The 21,553-nt window shown below is 36.4% G+C and carries 18 protein-coding genes and 1 pseudogene; 8 read left to right on the top strand and 11 right to left on the bottom strand.

All coding sequences use genetic code 11. The features are described 5' to 3' along the window. Positions 1-126 precede the first annotated feature (126 nt). The 3 genes from E0W73_RS17780 to E0W73_RS17770 form a co-directional block, all read right to left on the bottom strand. Positions 127-933, bottom strand: coding sequence for a phytanoyl-CoA dioxygenase family protein (locus E0W73_RS17780; protein WP_135223385.1), 807 nt, complete (start codon positions 931-933; stop codon positions 127-129). A gap of 229 nt (positions 934-1,162) precedes the next feature. Next, on the bottom strand, positions 1,163-1,951 hold the full coding sequence (locus E0W73_RS17775; protein WP_135223384.1) for an SDR family NAD(P)-dependent oxidoreductase: 789 nt from the start codon (positions 1,949-1,951) through the stop codon (positions 1,163-1,165). Between the two features lie 301 nt (positions 1,952-2,252). Next, a complete protein-coding gene (locus tag E0W73_RS17770) occupies positions 2,253-4,601 on the bottom strand; it encodes an outer membrane beta-barrel family protein (protein ID WP_135223383.1) in 2,349 nt (782 codons plus the stop codon). A 291-nt stretch (positions 4,602-4,892) separates the two neighbouring features. On the opposite strand from E0W73_RS17770, the gene E0W73_RS17765 reads away from it, so the two are divergent. Continuing rightward, positions 4,893-5,894 carry a sensor histidine kinase gene (locus tag E0W73_RS17765; protein WP_162847725.1) on the top strand — a complete coding sequence of 334 codons (1,002 nt, stop codon included), beginning with the start codon at positions 4,893-4,895 and terminating at the stop codon, positions 5,892-5,894. 2 nt (positions 5,895-5,896) lie between these two features. After that, on the top strand, positions 5,897-6,601 hold the full coding sequence (locus E0W73_RS17760; RefSeq protein ID WP_135223381.1) for a LytR/AlgR family response regulator transcription factor: 705 nt from the start codon (positions 5,897-5,899) through the stop codon (positions 6,599-6,601). Between the two features lie 61 nt (positions 6,602-6,662). Here E0W73_RS17760 and E0W73_RS17755 read toward each other — a convergent pair whose 3' ends face one another. After that, positions 6,663-7,775, bottom strand: a complete 1,113-nt coding sequence (locus E0W73_RS17755) for a S41 family peptidase (protein ID WP_135223380.1) — start codon at positions 7,773-7,775, stop codon at positions 6,663-6,665. 410 nt (positions 7,776-8,185) lie between these two features. Then, on the bottom strand, positions 8,186-9,112 hold the full coding sequence (locus E0W73_RS17750; RefSeq protein WP_135223379.1) for a bifunctional helix-turn-helix transcriptional regulator/GNAT family N-acetyltransferase: 927 nt from the start codon (positions 9,110-9,112) through the stop codon (positions 8,186-8,188). A 320-nt stretch (positions 9,113-9,432) separates the two neighbouring features. Here E0W73_RS17750 and E0W73_RS17745 point away from each other — a divergent pair, with 320 nt between their 5' ends. Together E0W73_RS17745 and E0W73_RS17740 are read left to right on the top strand one after the other, a co-directional pair. After that, complete coding sequence (locus E0W73_RS17745; protein WP_135223378.1) at positions 9,433-10,590, top strand: SphA family protein; 1,158 nt, start codon at positions 9,433-9,435, stop codon at positions 10,588-10,590. Positions 10,591-10,629: 39 nt separating this feature from the next. Further along, positions 10,630-12,071: pseudogene (locus E0W73_RS17740) on the top strand (arylsulfatase). A gap of 173 nt (positions 12,072-12,244) precedes the next feature. Here E0W73_RS17740 and E0W73_RS17735 read toward each other — a convergent pair. The 5 genes from E0W73_RS17735 to E0W73_RS17715 form a co-directional block, all read right to left on the bottom strand. Further along, positions 12,245-12,823, bottom strand: coding sequence for a YciE/YciF ferroxidase family protein (locus E0W73_RS17735; RefSeq protein WP_135223377.1), 579 nt, complete (start codon positions 12,821-12,823; stop codon positions 12,245-12,247). A gap of 49 nt (positions 12,824-12,872) precedes the next feature. Further along, positions 12,873-13,628: an SDR family oxidoreductase gene (locus tag E0W73_RS17730; protein ID WP_135223376.1), complete on the bottom strand. Its 756-nt coding sequence runs from the start codon at positions 13,626-13,628 to the stop codon at positions 12,873-12,875. 85 nt (positions 13,629-13,713) lie between these two features. Next, complete coding sequence (locus tag E0W73_RS17725; protein WP_135223375.1) at positions 13,714-15,906, bottom strand: glycoside hydrolase family protein; 2,193 nt, start codon at positions 15,904-15,906, stop codon at positions 13,714-13,716. 402 nt (positions 15,907-16,308) lie between these two features. Then, complete coding sequence (locus E0W73_RS17720) at positions 16,309-17,001, bottom strand: DUF421 domain-containing protein (RefSeq protein WP_135223374.1); 693 nt, start codon at positions 16,999-17,001, stop codon at positions 16,309-16,311. After that, complete coding sequence (locus E0W73_RS17715; protein WP_135223373.1) at positions 16,994-17,689, bottom strand: DUF421 domain-containing protein; 696 nt, start codon at positions 17,687-17,689, stop codon at positions 16,994-16,996. The genes E0W73_RS17720 and E0W73_RS17715 overlap by 8 nt, the downstream gene beginning before the upstream one ends. 423 nt (positions 17,690-18,112) lie before the next feature. On the opposite strand from E0W73_RS17715, the gene E0W73_RS17710 reads away from it, so the two are divergent. The 3 genes from E0W73_RS17710 to E0W73_RS17700 are packed head-to-tail and all read left to right on the top strand — an operon-like array spanning position 18,113 to position 20,197. After that, on the top strand, positions 18,113-18,691 hold the full coding sequence (locus E0W73_RS17710) for a flavodoxin family protein (RefSeq protein WP_135223372.1): 579 nt from the start codon (positions 18,113-18,115) through the stop codon (positions 18,689-18,691). Positions 18,692-18,720: 29 nt separating this feature from the next. After that, complete coding sequence (locus tag E0W73_RS17705; protein WP_135223371.1) at positions 18,721-19,788, top strand: zinc-dependent alcohol dehydrogenase; 1,068 nt, start codon at positions 18,721-18,723, stop codon at positions 19,786-19,788. A gap of 49 nt (positions 19,789-19,837) precedes the next feature. Next, a complete protein-coding gene (locus E0W73_RS17700; RefSeq protein ID WP_135223370.1) occupies positions 19,838-20,197 on the top strand; it encodes an SPW repeat domain-containing protein in 360 nt (119 codons plus the stop codon). Between the two features lie 56 nt (positions 20,198-20,253). Here the strand turns inward: E0W73_RS17700 and E0W73_RS17695 are convergent, their stop codons facing one another. Then, entirely contained in the window at positions 20,254-20,502 is a 249-nt protein-coding gene (locus tag E0W73_RS17695) for a hypothetical protein (protein WP_208730550.1), read from the bottom strand. Positions 20,503-20,780: 278 nt separating this feature from the next. On the opposite strand from E0W73_RS17695, the gene E0W73_RS17690 reads away from it, so the two are divergent. Further along, the gene (locus tag E0W73_RS17690; RefSeq protein ID WP_208730549.1) at positions 20,781-21,377 is read left to right on the top strand and encodes a DUF2243 domain-containing protein; all 597 of its coding nucleotides are present in this window, start codon (positions 20,781-20,783) and stop codon (positions 21,375-21,377) included. The last annotated feature ends 176 nt before the right edge of the window (positions 21,378-21,553 follow it).

Raw genomic sequence — 21,553 nt, 5'->3', positions numbered from 1 at the left:
AGTATACCGAATTCCAATTTTATAATTTTTAACCTTATCTTTCTTTGCGTTTTTTTTAAAAAAACGGAAGTTCTTTTTAGCTTACCTGATCTGACCAGATAACTAAATGCAATAACGATCAGCATGTTATTTAACAATTCCTGCAAAACGCTGATAAAAAACCGTTGGGCTGTTCTCATTTTTTGGAGCATATTTCCCTGCTATGATCGGAACATAAATAACCCTTCTTCTGCTTTCTTCGCCACGTACAGCCGATTCTGCAACTCTATGCCATAAACGGCCGTCATGAATGGTTAAATCTCCAGCTTCCGGATTGATGGATACTTCCTCTGGATCTGCCTTATGGTCTAAAAAGTATTTTTTACGGAAAAGCATTTGGTAAAGACTTTGCTTGTGTGTGCCGGGAATGATTTTAAGACCGCCATTCTCCGGTTTTAAAGTGCTTAAGTGAATACCCAAATTCAGCATCGGATTTAGTTTTGTGCCATAAAAAACATCTCTCAAACCGTCTGTATGCCAGCCCATTTTAGCAAACTTGCTTTCTGGCCCGTTGATATAATGATTGAAAACCATTCCGTCTTTTTCTTCGGTGCCCAATCGTGCGCCATCGCCTGCCAATGGCAATAAGCCATCCAATCTAGGATCAAGCAATAGGCCGCTTAAGACCTGATGGTGCTGGTTGATAAATGCAAAACGCTGCACTATGGGAGATCCATCTAAATCTTTTCCGTATTTAATAGGAACACCATTTACTTTCTGAAGAGCCTTTTCAATCCATTGCTGCTCGACTTCTTTCGAAGCATCAATGATTGCTGCGACCGTTTCCGGGTTTATAAATTTTTTGAAGTGGATAAAACCGTATTGGTTAAAAAAGCTGATCTGCTCATCAGTCAATTGATCAGCCAGGGTAAATGTTTTATATGAAGATACCATGATATTATATATTTAATAAATGAAAAATAAGTTTGAATTTTTACCTAAAAGTTTAGCAACAGCTGCAACAGCAGCAACAGCACATTCGCATTGCGTGCATTTGCCCTTTAGGAAAATTAAACATGTTTCTTTTATTATACATATTCTATCGAATTGGTAGAGATTTAAAGCAAAGATATTATTTTTTTTTATTTACGAGGACTATTTTCTTATTTTTTTGAAAAAAAAATTAAACTTTATAAATCCCGGCTGCTGTTTTTTCGATGAAAGCCTTTGGCAGTAAGCGATTGGCATACACTGAAATGATATTGGCAAAGCCTGGAATAGCTTCTGATTTTTTTTTGAACATAGCTTTAACTGCTATTTTTGCGACTTCATCCGGCTGCATATTAAACTTTTGAGCCATTTTGCTCAGAGCATCCAAACCAGCTCTCGAAGCAAAACCAGTATCGACCGGGCCCGGACTAAAACAGGTTACTGAAATTGAAGTTTGGGCCAATTCGAAACGCAGCGCACGGGTAAATGACAAAACAAAAGCCTTTGTAGCCGAATAAACCGCTAATGTAGGCACTGCCTGATAGGCTGCTGTACTGCATATATTTAATATGTATGCTTGCTTTTCCTGTAACAGTATAGGCACTAGCAGGTGTGAAAGTTCTACCACTACGTTCATGTTGAGCTGCATCATACCCAACTGATCGATTAGAGCAGAGTTGCTGAAATCGCCCCACACTCCATAACCGGCATTGTTGACTAAAATGCCAACGGGATAATTATTGAGTTTTATCCAATCGGCTACTTTTAATGATGCGTCTTTTACAGAAAGATCAAGCGGTAAAACAGCGGCATTGATATCGAATTTTACTTGAAGATCTTTAGATAGCGCTTTTAATTCGGCCTCGCTTCTTGCAACAAGCAATAATGGATAACCATGTTTGGCAAATTCATAAGCAATAGATTTTCCAATGCCTTTGCTGGCGCCCGTTATCAAGGCGTATGGTTTGTTTTTTTCACCCATTTTTAATCAATTTAATAATCAAATATAAAAATTAATTACAAACCATGGCTTTACATGATGATTGGCCCTGCCGTATCTTCGGAATCAATGCCCTAAGCCAATCTCTTTAAATCCCCATAAAATGCTTGTAATCTGTCCTTTGTGGGTCACAACGCCAAATGGCGCCAATTGAAGACAATTGACGCCATTTTTTTATTTATACAATGCAGAACAAAATAGGCAAGACTTAAAAATGTGAATTTTCATCGTTATTTTACTTTGAATTTTATAAAATTTATGAATTGTTAATCCAGGTTTTGGATTACATTGAACTTGGCAATCTGTCAGCATCAGTTTTGTTACGATTAAAACGATAAATTACAGTTACGTTTACATATCTCCCTTGTGATTTAAATTCTGAGTCCAAATAATATGACGAAGTTTGAGTTTCGCTTTTTCTGATTTGAGAATCAAAAAGGTTGTTTACATTTAAAGTCACAGACATCTTTTCTTGAAAAAAATCTTTGCTCAAACCTATATTCGCACTATATTGTGGTTCGGTAAGCGTCTGCACTCCTTGATTTTTTCCGCGATATCTGAAACTAAAATCACCTGAAATAATCTTAGGAAATTTAACTACAGAACGAAAACTCGACAGCCAAGTCTGATCTTCGGCATTGTAACTTACATCTTTATATTCTCCGTCTTGCTTAAAGTGATAATAATTAAAATCTAAAGACAAACGAAGCCATTTTGCTGGGTTACAAGTTGTAGAGACTTCGGCACCATAACGATTTTCTGTTCCCAGATTTACAGGAGTATTTATAAAATAATTTTCATCGGTGCGTTCTACTATATATTCAAAAAAATTGGTTGTATGCTTGTAATAAACTGACGGATTGATACTAAACTTTCCTGGTTTTGCTAAAACGGTAAACTCAAATGAATCGGTGTACATCGGATTAAGGTCTGGATTTCCAACAGTTAAATTTCTTAAATCCGAAAGCCCAGAAAACGGATTCAACTGCCAAAATCTAGGTCGGTTTATTCTTTTGCTATAGCTTAATTGCAAATCTGTTTTTGATGTTAAGTTGTATACCAAATGTACGGTCGGAAACAAGTTGATGTAATTTTTACTGTTGTTGAAAGTATTTTTTCGATCAGAAATTTTGATGTCTGACAATTCAGAACGCAAGCCCAATAAATAATCAAATCTTTTTATTTTGCTTCCAAATTGGAAATAAGCGCTGTATAAGTTTTCTCCGTATTTCAATTTATTGGTGAATTGCTTCTGAAGCATATCATCCAAAATAGTATAATAATCACTGCTTATGGCTCTCATATCACTTCTGATTCCCATTTCGATTTTAGAGTTTTCACTAATCGGATTCACAAAATCTGACTTAATAAAAATATCGTTACTGCTTTCAATGTCATTGGTATACAAATTAGAAACAGGAGATTGATCAGGAAATGTTCTTTGCTGGTCGATGTATTGATTTTCATTATCATTCCAAAAAACATATTGCAGACTTGAAGTCCATTTTTTGTCTTTTTTGTCAAATGTCTTAGCATAATTCAGCTCTAAAACATTATAAATCTGCGGCTCTACATATTTTTGAGATCTTGAGATAATACTATCAGCTGCATTGTTGACATCAGAATAGTTATAATTATATTTGGTATTTTCTCTATTGGTATTTTTAGAACGATAGTAACTCCCAGTCAAAGTATTTTTATCATTGATGTAATAATCTCCTCCAATATAAACACTTATCGTACTATAATTTCCTCTATTATGATTGTACTGATTTAAAATACTCGTAACGCCATTATTGCTGTTTCTTTGAAATAACTTGTCGTAGCCATAAATATTCAGCTCGCGATAACCCAGATTCGAAAAAAGGTTTATTTTTTCTGTTTTGTAGCTCACATTGGCATTCATATTGTAATTTTCAGGATTTCCGATTCCAGCCTGAAGCGAACCATTAAAACCTTTTAAACTGTTCTTTTTCAAAATGATATTAATGATACCGCCACCGCCCTGCGCTTCATAAGCTGCAGACGGATTGGTGATTACTTCTACTTTTTCAATATTGGCCGCAGAAATCTGAGATAAACCATTATTGGCCGCTAAAATCGATGGTTTCCCGTTAATTAAAACCGTAACACTATTATTTCCTCTAAGACTTACAACACCCGCAACATCTACATTTACAGAAGGAACATTGTTTAAAATATCGTTGGCAGAACCGCCTGGAGACAAAATATCTTTCCCAACATTGAATACTTTTTTATCCAATTTAAGTTCTACAGCCGATTTTTCTGCTACAACATTTACTTCTTCTAATTGTTGAACTTCTTCATCCAGAGAAATATTTTGAACCAAATCCTGATTCATTTCAAAACTATCCGAAATAAAGGTCTTAAAAGACAGGAATTCTGCTTTTAATTGATAAGTTCCAGATACCCTTTTTAAAATGTAGTTTCCGTTTTCGTCAGAAGTGGTTTCTCTTACTTTTTGAGAAGATGACAACAAAGTAATTGTGACATATGGCAAAGGCTGTTTTGTTTTAGCGTCTACAACTTTTCCTTTGATTTTAAATTCTGGCGATTGTGCAAAAGCAGCGAATCCGAATAATAATGCAATTAGTAATTTGAATGGTTTCATTTTGATTGATTTTAGAATTTGAAGCAAAACTCTTTAATAAATCCAATCAAAATTCTCATGCATGATATACGGGCAATTATGAGCGATAAATAATCAAAAAACGGCTTTAAGTTGTGTTTGTATGCAATTTTAATTTGTCTGTATCTTTTATTTGCCTGTTCGTCGACAAACAATTTCACTTTGCAAATAAATCGTAATTTTGACTGCATGACACCATTCGAGAAAATTATAAACTTCGCTACAGCCCACAGAATAACTACTCATGTTCTTTTTTGGGTGTTTATTTTTATTATGTTTTTTAGTAAAAATACTTCCTCAGAATCAGAAGGACTGTATATTGATGTATTGTACACAGTATACTACGAAAGCTTTTCGATGATTGGGGCTTATTTTTTATCCTATAGAATCCTGCCTCGTTTAATGACACCACAAAGACACAATTGGGCTTGGGCAGAATTTTTTTTAGGAGCCTATACTATTTCTGTCGTTGCAAGAATAACGATGATTTATGGTATCGAACCTATCACTCGCCCACCTATACCTCAGGAATCTATACAAGAGATTCTTACAGATTTGCCTACTTTGTTTGTCTCCTATTCGCTGCATATACTTTCTTTATCCATATTTTTCATTTTTATAAAGCTGATAAAAGACCAATATATCATTCAAAAAAGATCTTTATTATTAGAAAAGCAAAAAGCCGAAACGGAATTAAAAATTCTGAAAGCGCAATTAAATCCGCACTTTCTGTTCAATACACTTAATAATATTTATTCGCTTTCTGTTGCAAATTCGCCTATAACATCGCAGTCCATTGCAGTTTTATCCGAAATCTTAGATTGTATTTTGTACCGTTGCAGCAGTATGTATGTGCCTCTTACACAAGAAATAACATTGTTAGAAAATTATATTTCGCTGGAAAAACTGCGTTATGACGATCGCTTGAGCGTAGTTTTCAATCATGAAATGGATCAAAATGGAATGATAGCACCTTTGATTTTACTTTCTTTGGTAGAAAATGCCTTTAAACATGGAGCTGGTGAAGATATTGGAAGTGCGCCAAAAATCGAAATTGACCTAAAATTAACAAACAATAACTTTGATTTTACGGTTCGAAATACAATCTGTAAAACAGAACTTGAAGCTTCAAGTAGTAAAATTGGACTGAATAATATTATCCAGCAGCTTGATAAAATTTATCCCGAAAATTATACATTTAATGTCACCAAAACAGATGATGATTTTACTGCAGTATTAAAAATAAATCTTACATCAAAATATAATTTAGTTTAAAGATGAAAATAAAGTGTTTATTAGTCGACGACGAACCACTGGCAATCAGTTTACTGCAAAACCATATTAGTAAATTAGATTATCTAGAAGTTGTTGGCATATGCCCGAATGCGCTAAAAGCGGCTGAGGTTTTAAGAACTACTGCCGTTGACCTTATGTTTTTGGATATTAAGATGCCTCAGATTACTGGAATTGATTTTTTAAAGACCTTACGAAATCCGCCGTCTGTTATTTTTACTACCGCTTACCGCGAATATGCACTAGAAAGTTATGAGCTTGAGATTGTCGATTATCTTTTAAAACCCATAACTTTTGACCGCTTTTTTAAAGCCACAGATCGTTATTTACGAATCAACAGTCCTGTCAATAATAAAATCATTACACCAACTCAGGAAGACTTTATATACATCAAAAACGGACCAAAATTCAACAAGATAAGCGTCGCCTCTATTTTGTACATCGAAAGTGTAAAAGATTATATCGTAGTACATCAAAAAGAAGGCGTAAAACTGAATGCTAAATATAAAATCAGCGATATTGAAATGGAACTACAGGATAAAAATTTCCTGCGCATACACCGCTCATTTATCATCAATCTAAAAAACATTACTGCATTTACAGCTTATGACGTCGAAATTGGGCAAATCGAAGTTCCGATTGGAGCTAGTTACAAAGAGTATGTTTTTAAAATGCTTAAGAATAATTAATGTTATTTGTTTGTGTGTTGCCACACTTGATGCCTTTTCTGCAAAAAATGCGAAGGTGAATTTAATCCTCGGTCTTTAATAGTTCTTTGATAGCCCTGTCTAATACAGGGTCATTCACTTTTAGCAAATCATTTTGGGTATTTAGAACATGAATGTCAACAGGTGCGCCGATTCCTTCATAACAAATCATTTTGTTGTCGTAGTACCGCTCATTAGAGAGCGAAATAAGCCAACCATTCGGAAGTGTAAAACCATACATATTTGAGTAAATGCCGCGTGTGTTTGATCCAACAATTTTTACATTGGGCAGTTCTCTCATTATCGAAGCAAATAAATCTCCGGCGCTTACTGTTTTGTCATTGGTTAAGACTACTACAGGTTTTATAAATTGAAAAACACCTTTAGGTTCAATGTACCATGTTTCAAGTTGCCCGAAATCTTCGTATCCTCCCTTTCTTATTCTTGTTTTTTTATGCATCCCAATTAATTTACTAGTGGTAAATCTGCCAGCAACTTCATAAGCAAATTCATCATTGCCCCCAATATTATCTCTCACATCTACGATAATTGATTTCACATCTTTAAAACTTGCAAACAGTGTATCCAATAGTTTACCTGCAACTACTGCATCAGGCACATTGTCGGAATCTTGATCAACGAAGCATCTGTTGAAACGCAGGTATCCAATATTTTTTGAAGTCGAATAAGCAAACAGAGGTATATGATTAAATTCAGGACCTGCGTATTGCAACGCCGTAAAATGCTTTTGCGATAAGGAAGAATTTACCATTTGCCAAAACTCATTACGTAAACTATCCGTTGGGAACTCTTTTACGAACTGAGAAGGTTTTACGGATTTGAATTGCTTTATTCCCGGAACGATAACATTGATATGATTGTCATGAAAAGGAGCCAGCATCTGAGAAAAAACCGTATATAAGGAATCATCAGAAGTATTGGCCTTTATCAGCGGTCTATATTTTTGATAGGTGGCATGCCAGTCAATATTCCTTAACTTAAAGAAGGCATAGTTGTCCTCGAAAGTATGCCATAACACTTCAAAGTTTAATTCCGGTTTTGAAATAGCAGTGTCCTTTGGATAGGATACCGGATTTTGAGCGATGGTTATATTTACGGTGAAAATTAACAAAATCAAATAGCTAAGAATTTTCATGGTTTTTTAATGATTAAATTTAAAATGGTGTTGATTATGTACTGCTAACGTTCTGGCGCTAAACGAGTTTTGCAATTAAAGATGCGAGATTTTTCCGTTATTTACAAATTTTCCAAGTACAAAACCAAAAACTAAGTCAATTTTAATCTCAATCGAGCGACAATTAATGAGTTAAATTAAATTTTGTCATTTCTTCAATAATAAATTCATACTCAGGGAAATCCTGTTTTTTCCAGTATTTGGGAATAGTGTCACGAACATATTGCTTATACATCTTTCCAATGTATAGTTGGAAAATCACATATTCCCGAATCCCCACCTGAAGCATACTAATCAAATAAGTATGAATTTTACAAAGCAAACTATTGCAAACAGCTATGCAGATTGCACCCATTGCCTCGCAAAACAATTCACAGCTTTAAATCATATCGTTCTTCCATAAAGCTTGCACCCCACTGCTCTACCTGATTTGACTCCGTTAATTTGAATCCGGCATTTTTGTACATTTTAACCGCCTGCTGCTGAAGATTAGTTGTCAGCAGAAATACGCTTTTATATTTTTTTTCACGGCAAAATTCCAAGGCATCTAAAAGTAATTTTTTTCCTATTCCAAGTCCCCGAAATGCAGGATCTGACAAAAACCATCGTAGCTGCGCATCATTACCAGCACTATGGATAATGGCGATGCAGCCAATAATCTCCCCTTTATATTCAGCAAACCAGAGACGGTCTTTTTCTGATGAATATTCGGCAAGAAAATTATGGAATGTTTTTACAACATACGCTTCAAATTCATTTGAAAAGACAGATTCCTGGCCATATATTTTGCTATGGAGATATATGATGTACCCTATATCACCAGGTCTTAGATCAGATCGGTAAACAATATCTGAAGGAGATAATTCACTGACTGACCCGCATTGCAGTATACCCTCTATTTCCTTCATGCAATCTACCAGCCTTATTTTTTCAATCTCAGAAAGCTTTTGCAGTTTTTCCGAGATTTGTAAATCTGCATTTTTATTTAACTCATTTAGTAGTTTACGACCTGAAGCGGTAAGTTTTATATCTGAACTGCGTTTGTCCATTGAAGAGGCAACCTTCACAATAAGCTCCTCTTTTAAAAAACCTTTAAGAATCCTACTTAGGTAGCCTTTGTCTAATCTTACAGTCTCACTTAGTTGCTGAGCAGTTACATTCTGGCGCACATTGATTTCATATAATATCCTGACCTCACTAAGTGAGTAACTGCTGTTAAGGTAGCTTTTGTCTAGAATATCCAGCTCAGTGGTATAAAATCGATTGAATGCTCTAACTTCTGACACAATATTTTCCATAAGTTTTTTATTATTTACTGCAAATATATGATTATAGTTGCTTAAGGCAACTATAATTTAAAATAAATTTAATGCCATTACCATTATTTGGAATTTTGCTTTAGTTAATGACTTCTTATTATGTTGCTTACTAATCATGATTTTTAATTTACTTCATAACCACACTTCCCAATCAATAATAGTGATTGACTATTACTCACCTTAAAAACATGTTGCAAATTATAACTTGCAACCAATTCTCTTTTCAATTCTATAAAACTATTCTTATACAATATTAATTTTATAGAGAATAACCCATTAAAATCAAAATCCTAAAAATCATGAAAGCGAAAATCTACCTTTGGGCTCTTTCGAAGCATCACATTTTTGTTTGCTACTTGCGAAAGAAAACAGAAAACAATTCGTACAAGAAATCTAGTCTTGCCAATGATCCTAATAAGGAATTTGAATTTAGCAACGGTCATCCTGTAGCGCAAACCATAAAAAATGTTTACTTTTTTAAATCGATGATAATCTCTATCTTTTGGGTTTCTATACTTATTTTCTCTGGCGATTCGACATATGGACAGCTAAAAGGCACTCATCTTTTGGGTGATGTTGGGCTACAGTCAGGTACTCAGCCTCCTCCGTCTTTCATGCCTGCCTTAGCCTTATATAATTATAAGACTTCAAAGCTTTTCAACGGTGAAGGGGAAAAACTCAATATTCCTGATATTAATATGTTTCTACTGGGTTTTGGGGGGAATTTTGTAACTAATTTAAAAATACTCGGCGGTAATTATGGAGGTTCCATTTTATTAGCTTTTGCTTCCAGCAGAATTGAAGGTGATGTTATTTCTACTAAATCTTCACTTGCTTTTACCGATATATATGTACAGCCTGTTCAGTTAGGATGGCATTCTAAAAAAGCAGATTTTACTGTTGGTTATGCCGTTTATCTTCCTACTGGCAAATATGAATTGGGAGGCAATGAAAATGCTGGAATGGGTATTTTTACCAATGAATTCTCTGCCGGGAGCACCTATTATTTTGATACCAAAAAAGAATGGAATATTTCGGCTTTACTTTCCTATGCCTTGAACAGTAAAAAAAAGAATACCGGAAATAACGAAATAAAGCCTGGAAGTCTACTTAGCATTGAAGGCGGTCTTGGAAAAACCTGGGAAAAAAAAGTAAACGATAATCCGCTTCCGATGATTATTAATGCAGGGATGGTATACTATATACAGTTTAAAACAGGACAAGACAAAATGACTGTTCCCCAAATCAATAGCAGCACATTTGAATTGAAAAACAAGGATAAAATTTATGCACTAGGTGCTGAGGCCAATATCTTTATACCCTCCATAAAATCTAGTATAGGCGTTCGCTGGCTGTCTGAACTCGGAGCAATTAATCGTACAGAGGGAAATTCTTTCTTTATCACATTAGCCCCGTGCGTAAAATTCTTTGCGCCAAAAAGCCCGGTTAATCAATAGCCCACAATTTATTTTTGACATTACCAAAAAGCACTTTATATGTTAGCAATCAAATTAAAAAAAATTATCATTTCTTTGATATCATCTTTTTTTGTAGCAATAAATCTCACAGCACAACAAAACCCATCCTCATCTTCAGCAAAACCAAACATTGTTTTTATACTGATGGATAATCTTGGTTATGGTGAGGTGGGATGTTACGGCGGTGGAGAAATAAGAGGAGCTGCTACACCGAGAATAGATAAGCTGGCCGCAGAAGGCACTCGTTTAACAAATTTCAATGTTGAAGCGCAATGTACACCCAGCCGTTCGGCTATTTTACCGGCCGATATGCCATTCGTTCAGGAACCCACTCTGTGCCATTACCAGGTTTACCTGATGGCCTTACACAATGGGAAGTAACAATTGCCGAATTACTTTCTGATGCCGGTTATGCAACAGCACATTTTGGCAAATGGCATCTAGGAAGCGATCAATCCCGGCTTCCAAACAAGCAGGGTTTTGATGAGTGGTACGGAATTCCCAGAACAACAGATGAGTCGATGTTTCCCTCCCAGCCCGGTGCAAAAGCGTTAGGAATACCTTTTATGCAGGTTATGCAAGGACGCAAAGGTGAAAATAGTAGAGATATTGCGGTCTATGATTTGGACAAACGTCGTACGATTGATGCAGAAATTACTAAGTATACTATCGATTTTATGCAGCGAAGTGTACAGGCTGGGAAACCATTCTACGCTTATATACCTTTTACCTTAGTTCATTTTCCAGCTCTACCGAATCCAGACTTTAGCGGTAAAACGGGAAATGGGGACTTTCCCGACGCACTTGCCGAAATGGACAGCCATGTAGGTGAAATAACTGACACTGTTGATAGACTTGGAATTCGTGAGAACACCATCTTTGTATTTACAAGCGACAACGGTCCCGATCCTACCGCTCCTTCACAAGGATTCTCTGGGCCATGGAGCGGCTATTACTTTACCCATATGGAAGGTTCACTTCGAACACCTTTTATTATTCGATGGCCAGGAAAGATTCCAGCAGGTCGGGTAAGCAACGAAATCGTACACGAAGTCGACACATTTGTAACATTTGCGAAGATTGCAGGCGTTGATAAACCTACAGATCGTCCAATTGATGGCCTGGACCAGTCTGATTTTTTCCTTGGCAAAACAACATCAAATCGTGAAGGATTCCCAATTTTTTTAGCTGATCGATTAGAAGCCATTAAATGGAAAAATTTCAAGATGGCTTTTTATCAGTCTGAAAGAGATTGGTGGAGTACTCCAGTCAAACTCGGTGTACCTCAGATTTTTGATTTATATACGGACCCTAAAGAAGAATATCCTTCAAGTTTAACTCCAAATGCATGGGTGGTTGGATCTATGATGAAAATAGTTGGAGAATTTGAAAAAAGTACTTCCAAATATCCGCTCATTAAACCTGGAACACCCGATCCATATAAGGTTCCTAAAAAATAATTCCATTTTTTAAATAACACTTGCATTATCACAATTTACCAAAAAAAGACAATACGCATTATAAATAAATTGGGTTGTCCCAACTTTTTGAGACAACCCAATTTTATTTCCTCGGACCATTAAAAATTTATCGAATAGAATGAACAAATTTTAGACTCTACAACAAGCATGCTTTATAATTTGGGATTGTAATGTTCTGTTGCTATTTTTTTGTTTTCATCAATAGCTGCATCAAAATTAATAGTGGTGTGAGCAGCTTCCGTAAGTAAACGATCGGCTTCTTTTTCTTCGCATGATGCTACAGCGAGCATCTCAGCAATTCGCTCTTCACTGAGAGTGCGACTCCAAGACATTAAGGTATGATAGGCTGCGATTTGGTAATGAATAATTTTTTGAACGGCAGCAATTGTACCAGCATCCCACACGGGGCCCGAAATGGTATTGGCCGACACGCTGAGAACTTCCTTTAAAAGTCCCGATGAAGCTATTCCCTTTCTGCCCCTTGCAGGAGTATCTCTGAGGGCAAAAATCTGCTCAAGACGAATGATTTGCTGACGTGTGATTTCAATATAGCCTTTCAGGACATCTTTTAGATTTGGAGACGACACCTTTTGTACAATCTTGGGGAGCGTCTGCATACTCTGACGTTCAGAACTTAAAAGCTCCCGCAACTGCATCATCCATAATTTCTCAAAGATGCCGTAAACTTTGGCACCTTTTCGGACTTTCGGTATTAATCTACTTCTTTTCATACTTCTATTTTTTAAATAGTGTAAATAACAATCCGATAAGTAAACAACTCTAAATAATCTGTAAATGAGGTCTTACCTGTATGGTTACTACATCACAGCGTAGGGGCTGAGAAAGACAAAACAAAACACTCATGGCAATATCCTCTGCTTTGAGCATTTCCATCTTTTTCATTTTATCCCACTGTTCTTCTTTAGGTGCTGGCTGCATATCACTAATAACACTGCCAGGTTCGATATGAGACACCTTTATACCTTCTGAATTGACCTCTTTTCGAAGAGCTGCGCTAAAACCTCTAATAGCAGATTTAGTAGCAACATATACAGTTCCTGTTTCTTCCTTTACTTCTGCGCTCATAGAACCTATATTAACGATATGTCCATGTCCATGGGCTTTCATTCGGATGACAGCTTCTTTAGCAAAAGAGATGTAACCTATTACATTGGTGTCAATGATGTATTTTATATTTTCATATTCTTCATCATTAATTCCTCCCGCAGGAAGCGCCGCATTGTTTATAAGAATATCAATACCGCCTAATGTCTGGTCTATTTCCTGCCAGATCAGTTCGATATCTTCCCTGCGTGTAATATCGGCTGTAATACCGCATACATCGCCCTCTGCCTGCTGTTTGATGTCAGCAATAGCCTGATCAAAATCGTCCTTGTCTCTTCCGAAAATAAAAACATTTCCTCCCAGAGAAGCCAAAAGTTCGGCAGTGTCTTTTCCGATTCCTGTAGTACCGCCAGTTATAACGATGCGTTTACGATTTATATTACGCCCAAAGTAATCTGATAAGTTTTTCATAAGTTGCTTTTATTTAATTTAAGTAATTTAGTTTTTGCTCTTTAAAAGAACATAAGCTTTAAGATCAATATAGATTGTAGTCATTTTACCAGCTTATACGAATACTGGCATTTCCTGGAAATCCAAATTCATTGCCGTTTACAGCTTTTATCGGCTGGTATTTAGTGGCTTCTTTTACTTCGATTTTCAATTTTGATACTGCAGCTTTTGAAATTCCCAAAATTCGCATCATTGCTTTAAATCTTACATCACCTGTTAAACGGAAAGTAATTTTGTTCTTTCCAAAACGGAAATTCACAGCTGGATAATCAACAAATCCCAAAGCATTGAGTTCTTTAATTTTAAAATACTGGCGCGGAATTATCCCAAAAGCCATTCCCGACCCGTAAACCTCCTGCCCGACTTCGCCAGATTTTTCCCAGCCGTCATGTATGTCTTCTAAAGGCACCCAGAGTTCCTTCTGCACCTGGCCGGTTTTAATTTCTTCAGCTATCATATCGCCAGGGAGCAGCGGCGGAAAATAAAATGCTAGTCTGCCTGTAGCGTATTTAATAAATTCAGGAATAAGCACTTTTAAAGATGGCAATATATCGAGCCCATCTGTTACTTCCATATAATGATGCAGCGCGGCATATACTTCAAATTCTTCATAAGCGGCCGTATAAGGCGCATCATTTAACGGAAAAACCGAAAAAAAGCTTGGGAAGTTTTTTCCGTAACCGTAACCGCACTCCCAGAGCTGCACATTTTTAAAGACACCTGCCAGACAGCTATAGCTGAGCTTAAGGTATTTCTCATCTCCCGTTTCTCTGTATAATTCTGCTAAGGCTCCAGCCGTAAAGGCGGTGTTGTTAGCCTGATAGAAAATATCAAAGCCCAGTCCTTCCAGACTTTTCAAAGCACGGCGGGCTTCGGTAAGAAATCGTTTTTCACCCATTAATTTATAAGCCATCTGCATGACATGGGCATAAGAACCTGGAACGTCTTTCTCCCCTCCTTTTCCTGGAGCCGTTTCGGCTTTGAGCACTTCTAATGTTGTCATTCTATAAAAAACAGGCCAATTGTAATCAAAATGATGCGCCACTTTAATGGCATAATCTACCGAATCTTCGAAAAGTTTCTGGGCAATTTTGTCTCCTCTCTGGGCCAGACGGGCCAAATTCAATAACGGATGATGAAGATACCAGGAGTCCATGACCATTTCTTCTTTCTGTTCCTCGGATTTGTCCAGCTGATCCACAAGTGCCGGATGCCATCTTACTATAGTTTTGATTCGTTCATCATAAAACTGATCAAGTCCTTTGTCAAGATCATCAAAAAGCGGATGACTCGTTTCTGACCACGCCAAATATTCATGCAGTGGAAGCTTAACAGCCAGCTGTACCATAATTTCGGCAGGTGTTTTATAATCCTGTACATAGGCATTTAAATACGGGGCTTCATTTGCCATGGTCCAGCACCCTTTATTGAGGTAAAGTTGTTCTAGTACTCTTTCTGTAATGGCAGGCCAATCCTGATAAGATGCTTCGGGTTTTGAAATATGCGGGTACAAAAGTGCCAAATGATTTAAAAACTGTGAAGTCAAATCTAAATCATTCTTTATAGTGCTTTCTTCAAGGATTACAAAAGCATCTGAAATAGTAAAAGCTTTGTCTGCCGGAATCGCTTTTTCTGGGTTGACTGGAAATTGAAAACCAATTTCGGGCCAACTACCACCCACGGTTTCTGCCAATGATGTTTCGGATGCGTCACAGTAAGCAGACATAGCACTGAGGTTCTGGAAGTAAAATACCGAACCATCTTTAGGTTTGGTCATACTGAAATACAGATGTCCACTGCGGGTTCCTATTTGATGCGTGTGAATAATACCTGAAGTATTTTCAATTTGTCCGTCTGTAGTCAAAGGAACAATATCACGTGGCCAAAAAGGAATTAATAGTGGAAACAAAGCTGTGAACTCCGTTGTATAACGAAGTAAAGGAAAATCAGTTTCAGGAAAAGAAACTGTGATCGTGTATCGAGCCAAACGCGTAGAAGCTTTTATTACGATTTGGTCATCCTCTTTGATAATATCTGTTTTATCAAATTGACTGTTCATGCCAAAAGCAAGTCTAAAGCCTATTTTTCCGGCGTTTGGCCACTGGACTGTGAGCCAGATAGAATCTCCGGCATTAAAAAAATCTAATTGATAATTAAGCAGAGTCATTTCATATAAATGCTCTGCATTTACTATATCAGCCTGTACGGTGGCTGTCCAAGGTGTCACAGGATTTAACATAAGTAAACATTTAAAATTAAATTCAGAATCAAAATTGCAGTTTGCATTTGCTTTTTATTTATATAAAATCGTAAAAAACTTACATTAATTTAAGCCGTTGGTTAAAATTCGTTTTTCATTTCTATTAAATCAAGCTTAAACATAAATCTGTATAAATCAGCCTTATTCTCCCTTTAATCTGTTTGAATCTGCGTGAAAAATTTATAAGCAAAAGGATTTTAGCAGATCAAATGATTTTAATTTCTTGAATGAAATATTTTATTTTTATTCTACTTCACCCAACGGATTAATTTAATATGAATTAAACTACAACTGTCCCTAATTTTGCCTCGATAATTGAGCATTTACGGGACAAAACATCAATAAGATTGCTATGATTAAAACTTTGGGCACGAGGAGCGGTTATTGTGTTACTGCAGTTTCCCATTCATTTGTATTGCAGTAAGTACAGTTTACATGATGTTCTTTTTTACTAACTGTAGTGCCACAGGTTCGGCAGGCTTTATAATTTTCGTCATAAAGTAATTCTGCCCTAAAATCAGTATCGCCTTCGGGCAGAACGCATAACCCAATTTTATTTTCTTTCTCAATATAAGTAATCACAGAGAAAACACCTTTGGATTCAAAATACAACCGCTGCACAGTACCCAGATTGACAATCCCTTTTTGCCGTAATGCTGCAAAGAGACGCTCTCGTGTAATACGGCTTTTCTTCATTTCATCCAGAAGAAGACGTCCATCTTTTATCAGATCGGCTATTTGATCTAAAATAAATTTCTCTGCCCTTGAATTTCTTGAGGTCACACGGGCCTGAATCACTTGCAGCAAGATAATAGCGATTATTACAGCTAATGAAGGCAGTATTCCCCTTTCGGGTGTATGAATAGCCACTCCGACAGAGGCTCCGAGTGTTACCAAGGTCACCATTTCACCACGGCTGAGCATAGACTCCATTCTTCTGCCTAAAAGCCGTAGCGAAGCAACCATAATTATATAAACAAAAAGCATTCTTCCGATTACTTCAAAAATAAATTCGGGAGGCACTTCCCCTAAAAAAATGCGGTACCAGTCTGTTAGCTCAATATCTTTACTCATCTTTCACAAATTCTTTAGAAGGTTTTACCCAATGGTCATGACCGCAGACAGCGCAACGGGCAAACTCATCAGTAAGTGTTACGTTACCACACCAAGCACAGGCGCTGTGATTTTCATCTTCAATGATTATACTTTCTATATCTTTAACAGGCAGTATGGATAATCCCAGCTGAACTTCTTTCTGTTTATAAATACTTAAAGTGCCACTGGCTTCTATGTACGCCCTTTTGACTTGTCCTAAGTGCCTTATTTCCTTTTCGCGCAACAGCTCAAACAACTGCTGTCTTGAAAAATAATGTTTTTCGAGTTCCTTTACTGCTATAATTCCATTCTTGACCAAAATGGTAAGACGTCCCTGCATGATATCTTCCCATTTTCGGCTGATAAAAAAACTGCGCGTTAAAGTTCTCTGTAAAAAAAGAACAGTAAGCAGTACAATTACACCAATGGCTATGCCATGTGAGGGTCCATGCATTGGCATTGCTACAATTGCCCCAAGAGTAATAAAAACAGCTCTTTCTGTTATGGTCAGAATGGAATTTGTTCGTTTACCCAATAAACGGACTACTAAAAGCAAAGCCGCATATAAAATAATACTTCTCAGGATAACCTCGATTAAGATTTCGGGAGGCGATTCGCCAAATAAAATACGGTTCCAATCTGTAATGTCAATATCATCTTTATCCATTATTTCTAAATTTTGATTAACAAATATGATTTTTAACTCTCTCTCATATTTATAAATATCTCATTAACTTTTATAGAATCTACATCTTTAGCAACACAAAAAACAACATACACTTTGAAAATCATTACAACATCCAAATATCATTTCTTACATTATAAAACAACTGCTTTACAAATACTATTAGATGCAATTAAAAAATTTAGGCATGGGTACTAATTTGAAAATGAGACAACAAGATGATTTGCTCATTAAATATCATGAATGTTAAAAAATGCAATAAATGCAAACTCTGTAAATCAAAGAGTTAATCCTGTAAAATAAAGCTAAATCGGTACTGCAAATTTGTGATGACCCTTTCCAACCTCCTTAAAACGAATCTTTTAAAACAACTCCATCCAATAATCTTATTTAAATTAACATTATATGAAAGCAATTATATTATTGGCCACATTAAAGAGCGAAGGTCCTTCTAACACTCAAGTGCTGGTAGAATTTTTTGGAGAATTCTTAACCAGACAGCAAATCCAATTTGAAACCGTAAAACTTGTAGACCACAATATTCTGCCAGGAAGTTTCACCCATTTAGATGTAGAAGACGACTGGCCGAATATTTATCAAAAATTATTGCTGTCAGATATTATTTTATTTGCCACACCTATTTGGTGGAATAATCATTCTTCTGAGCTTCAGCGCTGTATTGAACGTTTAGATGAAGTATTCGATATTATTACTTCAGGAGAAGATTCACCACTCAAGGGTAAACTGGGAGGAGTACTTGCGACGGGAGCTTCAGATGGCGTAGAACACATTGCTGGCAATGTTTTTAACTTTTTCTCAACTGTTGGTGTCACCCTGCCTCCTTATGCTTCTCTGGGCGCTATTTGGGAAGGACACGAAAAAGATTCTGGAAACACAAAAGAAGAACTGCTGCAATATTACAAGGAAAACTTAAGCAAAGATGCACAGGCTATGGCCGAATCGCTTGCAAAAGCTTTAAAATAAAATATCGTTTAACTAATTTTTTACTAACTATGGATGATAAAATGAAAGCGGCCTTAAAAACGCCTAAAGGAGATTTTTCACTTTCTGAAGTGCAGCTTCCAGAACTGCAAAAACCAGACTGGGTTATAGCTCGCGTGCGAGTAGCGGGAATTTGTGGCACCGATCTTCGGCATTGGAAAAAAGAAGATCCGCATCTGGAATGTAAAATTATGGGGCATGAACTTGCCGGAGAAATTGTCAGCGTAGGTCCAGAAGTTAAAGATCTCCAACCAGGAGACCGTGTAGTTGTTGAAACCGTCTTGGGAGATGATACCTGCGAATGGTGTAATATCCAGCAATATAACCTTTGTCCTGATTTGTATAAAGTCCGCATGGAAACTATTTCGCAAGCATTTGCGCAATATGTGAGCGGACCAGCCAAAAAGTTTTACAAACTGCCTGACCACGTTTCGTATGAAGAAGCTGCGCTGCTTGATACTTTTTCTGTAGGGCTGCACGCCATTCAATTAAGCGGCATAAAACTCAATGATAAAGTAGCCATAATTGGTTCAGGATCTATTGGACTGGGACAATTACAGCTGGCTAAAGCATCAGGAGCTGATGCTATTATATTCGATATTGTAGATTCTTCACTCGAATTGGCTAAAGAACTGGGTGCCGATGTTGTGGTAAATACTAAAAAAGAAAACGCTTACAGCAAATTATTGGAATTTACCGATAATAGAGGCGCCGATATAACCTTTGAATGTGCAGGCGGCTCGGCAATGGAAATGACTTTAAAAGAGGCCGTTTCCTTCACAAGAATTGGAGGAAAGGTACTCATAGTAGGCGGATTCGATCCCGGAATAACCAGAATTGGCCTTGAATGGCAACGTATTCAGATGGGAGAAATTAAATTAATTCCGAGTGCAAGTTATTCGTATTGGGATATTTACCCCGAAATGAAAATTTGTCTCGACCTGCTGGCTAAGGGAAAACTGAATGCTAAAAAAATGATCAGCCACCGTTTTCCAATTGAAGAAATTAACAAGGCATTTGAAACAGCTCGTGATAAAGAAAATACGGGCGCCTTATTTGTTGCCCTAAATGTTACCTGAATTGAATACGACAATTATAAATAGTATTATTAATTAAATTAGAAAAATTATGAAACCAATAGACACCAAAACTCATGGTTATATGGATTATATCATGGGAATTTTCCTTATCGCCTCACCTTCATTGTTTGAGCTTGATCATAACAGAATTGAAAGCACTATTTTTTATGTATTAGGTGTAAGTGCTATATTATACAGTCTGCTCACAAATTACGAATTGGGATTTATGAAATTAATTCCGATGAAATTTCACCTCATCCTTGATTTTCTCTCTGGAGCTCTTCTTGCGGCCTCGCCTTGGCTATTCGGTTTTTCGGAAACTGTCTATGGACCGCATTTAGTTCTCGGTATCATAGAAATCGGAGCTTCTCTTTTAACAAGTGCTAAACCAATGAAACAAGTAGTATAAATACAATTAAAGCTGCCGTATGGCAGCTTTAATTTTTAAGGTAATCTCGTTTTATTTTAGACTTTATCTTGAGCATCATGCCCTTCAAGCTTTACAAGTTTATTGTAAATCCCCAGCAAAAGAAAAGGCGCAGCCCATTGTCCTACAAAAAGAGCTGTATGCTGTTTTCCAATGCATTTCAAGGCCAGTGAGGTTCCCATAGATGCCAATGAAGCATACAAAAATAAATCGGATGGCAATTTAGAAGTTTGTTCTTCAATCGCTTTGGCAGTTGTGCCTTCTGTGTTTTCGTTTTGTAATAACATAATCTTAGTTTTTTAAATTAATATGATGCAAAGTAGCCCATTACAGTATGGCCTATTTACAGAATTAAAATTCATTTTTACAATATCCCATTGATATTCAGATATTATACTAAAGATTCGGTTATTTTTTATGAATCAAAAATTTAAATTATTCCGCTATGAAAACAATTTATTCCATTATCCAAATTCATCTCAATACAATACTCCTCATAATATTCTTATTTTTCACAACGAGTAGTTACAGCTGTATTAACTGCAATAAAAATTTGCAAGAAGCGGTGATTAAAAGCTATTACGATCATACTTTTTTAATCTTTTCAGCTTTTATTATACTCACCGCCTTATTATTGTTTTTAACTTACTGTGTTTTAAAATACCGCAATATTGCCAATTACAATTCTGCTCAGGCTTCACCTGCACCGATGATCTGTACTGCACTAATTTTAGGCATCGGGCTCGGAGGTTTTGCAGATGGCATTATATTTCATCAGATATTACAATGGCACGGAATGCTCTCCCACACTACTCCTCTTAATTCGGTACTAAACAAAAGTGTCAATATGTTCTGGGATGGCATTTTTCATCTCTTCACGTTCCTTACGGTGGTCCTCGGTATTTATCTCCTTTGGAAAATCCAGCACTTTATGAACATTACAACCAAAGGAGGTCTACTTTTTGGAGGCCTGCTTGCGGGTTGGGGTATTTTTAATCTTATAGAAGGATTGATTAACCATCACATTTTAAAACTGCATTATGTCAGGGAAATAAGTTCTCAACCCGAATCGTGGAATATTGGCTTCCTCGGTTTTGGACTTGTACTGCTTATTATAGGAAGTCTCTTTATTTTAAAAGCAAAAACAAGAAATACATACTAGGACTCCAATATCATCTTTAAATCAAAATCAAACATTGTATTCTCTTTATTGCAATTAATTATATGAACTCGTTGGGTGAAATTATTTTCAACACATAGAAACATAGTTAACTAAACTTAAAAAAGGCGTTTCACTAGTCTAAATGCACATAGTTTAGCTATGTGTGGAAACTTGTT

The organism is Flavobacterium foetidum (assembly GCF_004634245.1).
Taxonomy (GTDB): Bacteria; Bacteroidota; Bacteroidia; order Flavobacteriales; family Flavobacteriaceae; genus Flavobacterium; species Flavobacterium foetidum.
The sequence above is the reverse complement of the archived record's forward strand: the minus strand, read 5'-3'. Positions and strand labels throughout refer to the sequence as shown.

Excerpts from the sequence above, each read along its gene's own strand:
- E0W73_RS17770 (WP_135223383.1), bottom strand. The coding sequence starts at position 4,601 with ATGAAACCATTCAAATTACTAATTGCATTATTATTCGGATTCGCTGCT.
- E0W73_RS17735 (WP_135223377.1), bottom strand. The coding sequence starts at position 12,823 with ATGAAAAGAAGTAGATTAATACCGAAAGTCCGAAAAGGTGCCAAAGTT.
- E0W73_RS17710 (WP_135223372.1), top strand. The coding sequence starts at position 18,113 with ATGAAAGCAATTATATTATTGGCCACATTAAAGAGCGAAGGTCCTTCT.
- E0W73_RS17745 (WP_135223378.1), top strand. The coding sequence starts at position 9,433 with ATGAAAGCGAAAATCTACCTTTGGGCTCTTTCGAAGCATCACATTTTT.
- E0W73_RS17720 (WP_135223374.1), bottom strand. The coding sequence starts at position 17,001 with ATGAGTAAAGATATTGAGCTAACAGACTGGTACCGCATTTTTTTAGGG.
- E0W73_RS17750 (WP_135223379.1), bottom strand. The coding sequence starts at position 9,112 with ATGGAAAATATTGTGTCAGAAGTTAGAGCATTCAATCGATTTTATACC.
- E0W73_RS17760 (WP_135223381.1), top strand. The coding sequence starts at position 5,897 with ATGAAAATAAAGTGTTTATTAGTCGACGACGAACCACTGGCAATCAGT.
- E0W73_RS17730 (WP_135223376.1), bottom strand. The coding sequence starts at position 13,628 with ATGAAAAACTTATCAGATTACTTTGGGCGTAATATAAATCGTAAACGC.
- E0W73_RS17715 (WP_135223373.1), bottom strand. The coding sequence starts at position 17,689 with ATGGATAAAGATGATATTGACATTACAGATTGGAACCGTATTTTATTT.
- E0W73_RS17725 (WP_135223375.1), bottom strand. The coding sequence starts at position 15,906 with ATGTTAAATCCTGTGACACCTTGGACAGCCACCGTACAGGCTGATATA.
- E0W73_RS17780 (WP_135223385.1), bottom strand. The coding sequence starts at position 933 with ATGGTATCTTCATATAAAACATTTACCCTGGCTGATCAATTGACTGAT.
- E0W73_RS17765 (WP_162847725.1), top strand. The coding sequence starts at position 4,893 with ATGTTTTTTAGTAAAAATACTTCCTCAGAATCAGAAGGACTGTATATT.
- E0W73_RS17695 (WP_208730550.1), bottom strand. The coding sequence starts at position 20,502 with ATGTTATTACAAAACGAAAACACAGAAGGCACAACTGCCAAAGCGATT.
- E0W73_RS17775 (WP_135223384.1), bottom strand. The coding sequence starts at position 1,951 with ATGGGTGAAAAAAACAAACCATACGCCTTGATAACGGGCGCCAGCAAA.
- E0W73_RS17755 (WP_135223380.1), bottom strand. The coding sequence starts at position 7,775 with ATGAAAATTCTTAGCTATTTGATTTTGTTAATTTTCACCGTAAATATA.
- E0W73_RS17700 (WP_135223370.1), top strand. The coding sequence starts at position 19,838 with ATGAAACCAATAGACACCAAAACTCATGGTTATATGGATTATATCATG.
- E0W73_RS17705 (WP_135223371.1), top strand. The coding sequence starts at position 18,721 with ATGGATGATAAAATGAAAGCGGCCTTAAAAACGCCTAAAGGAGATTTT.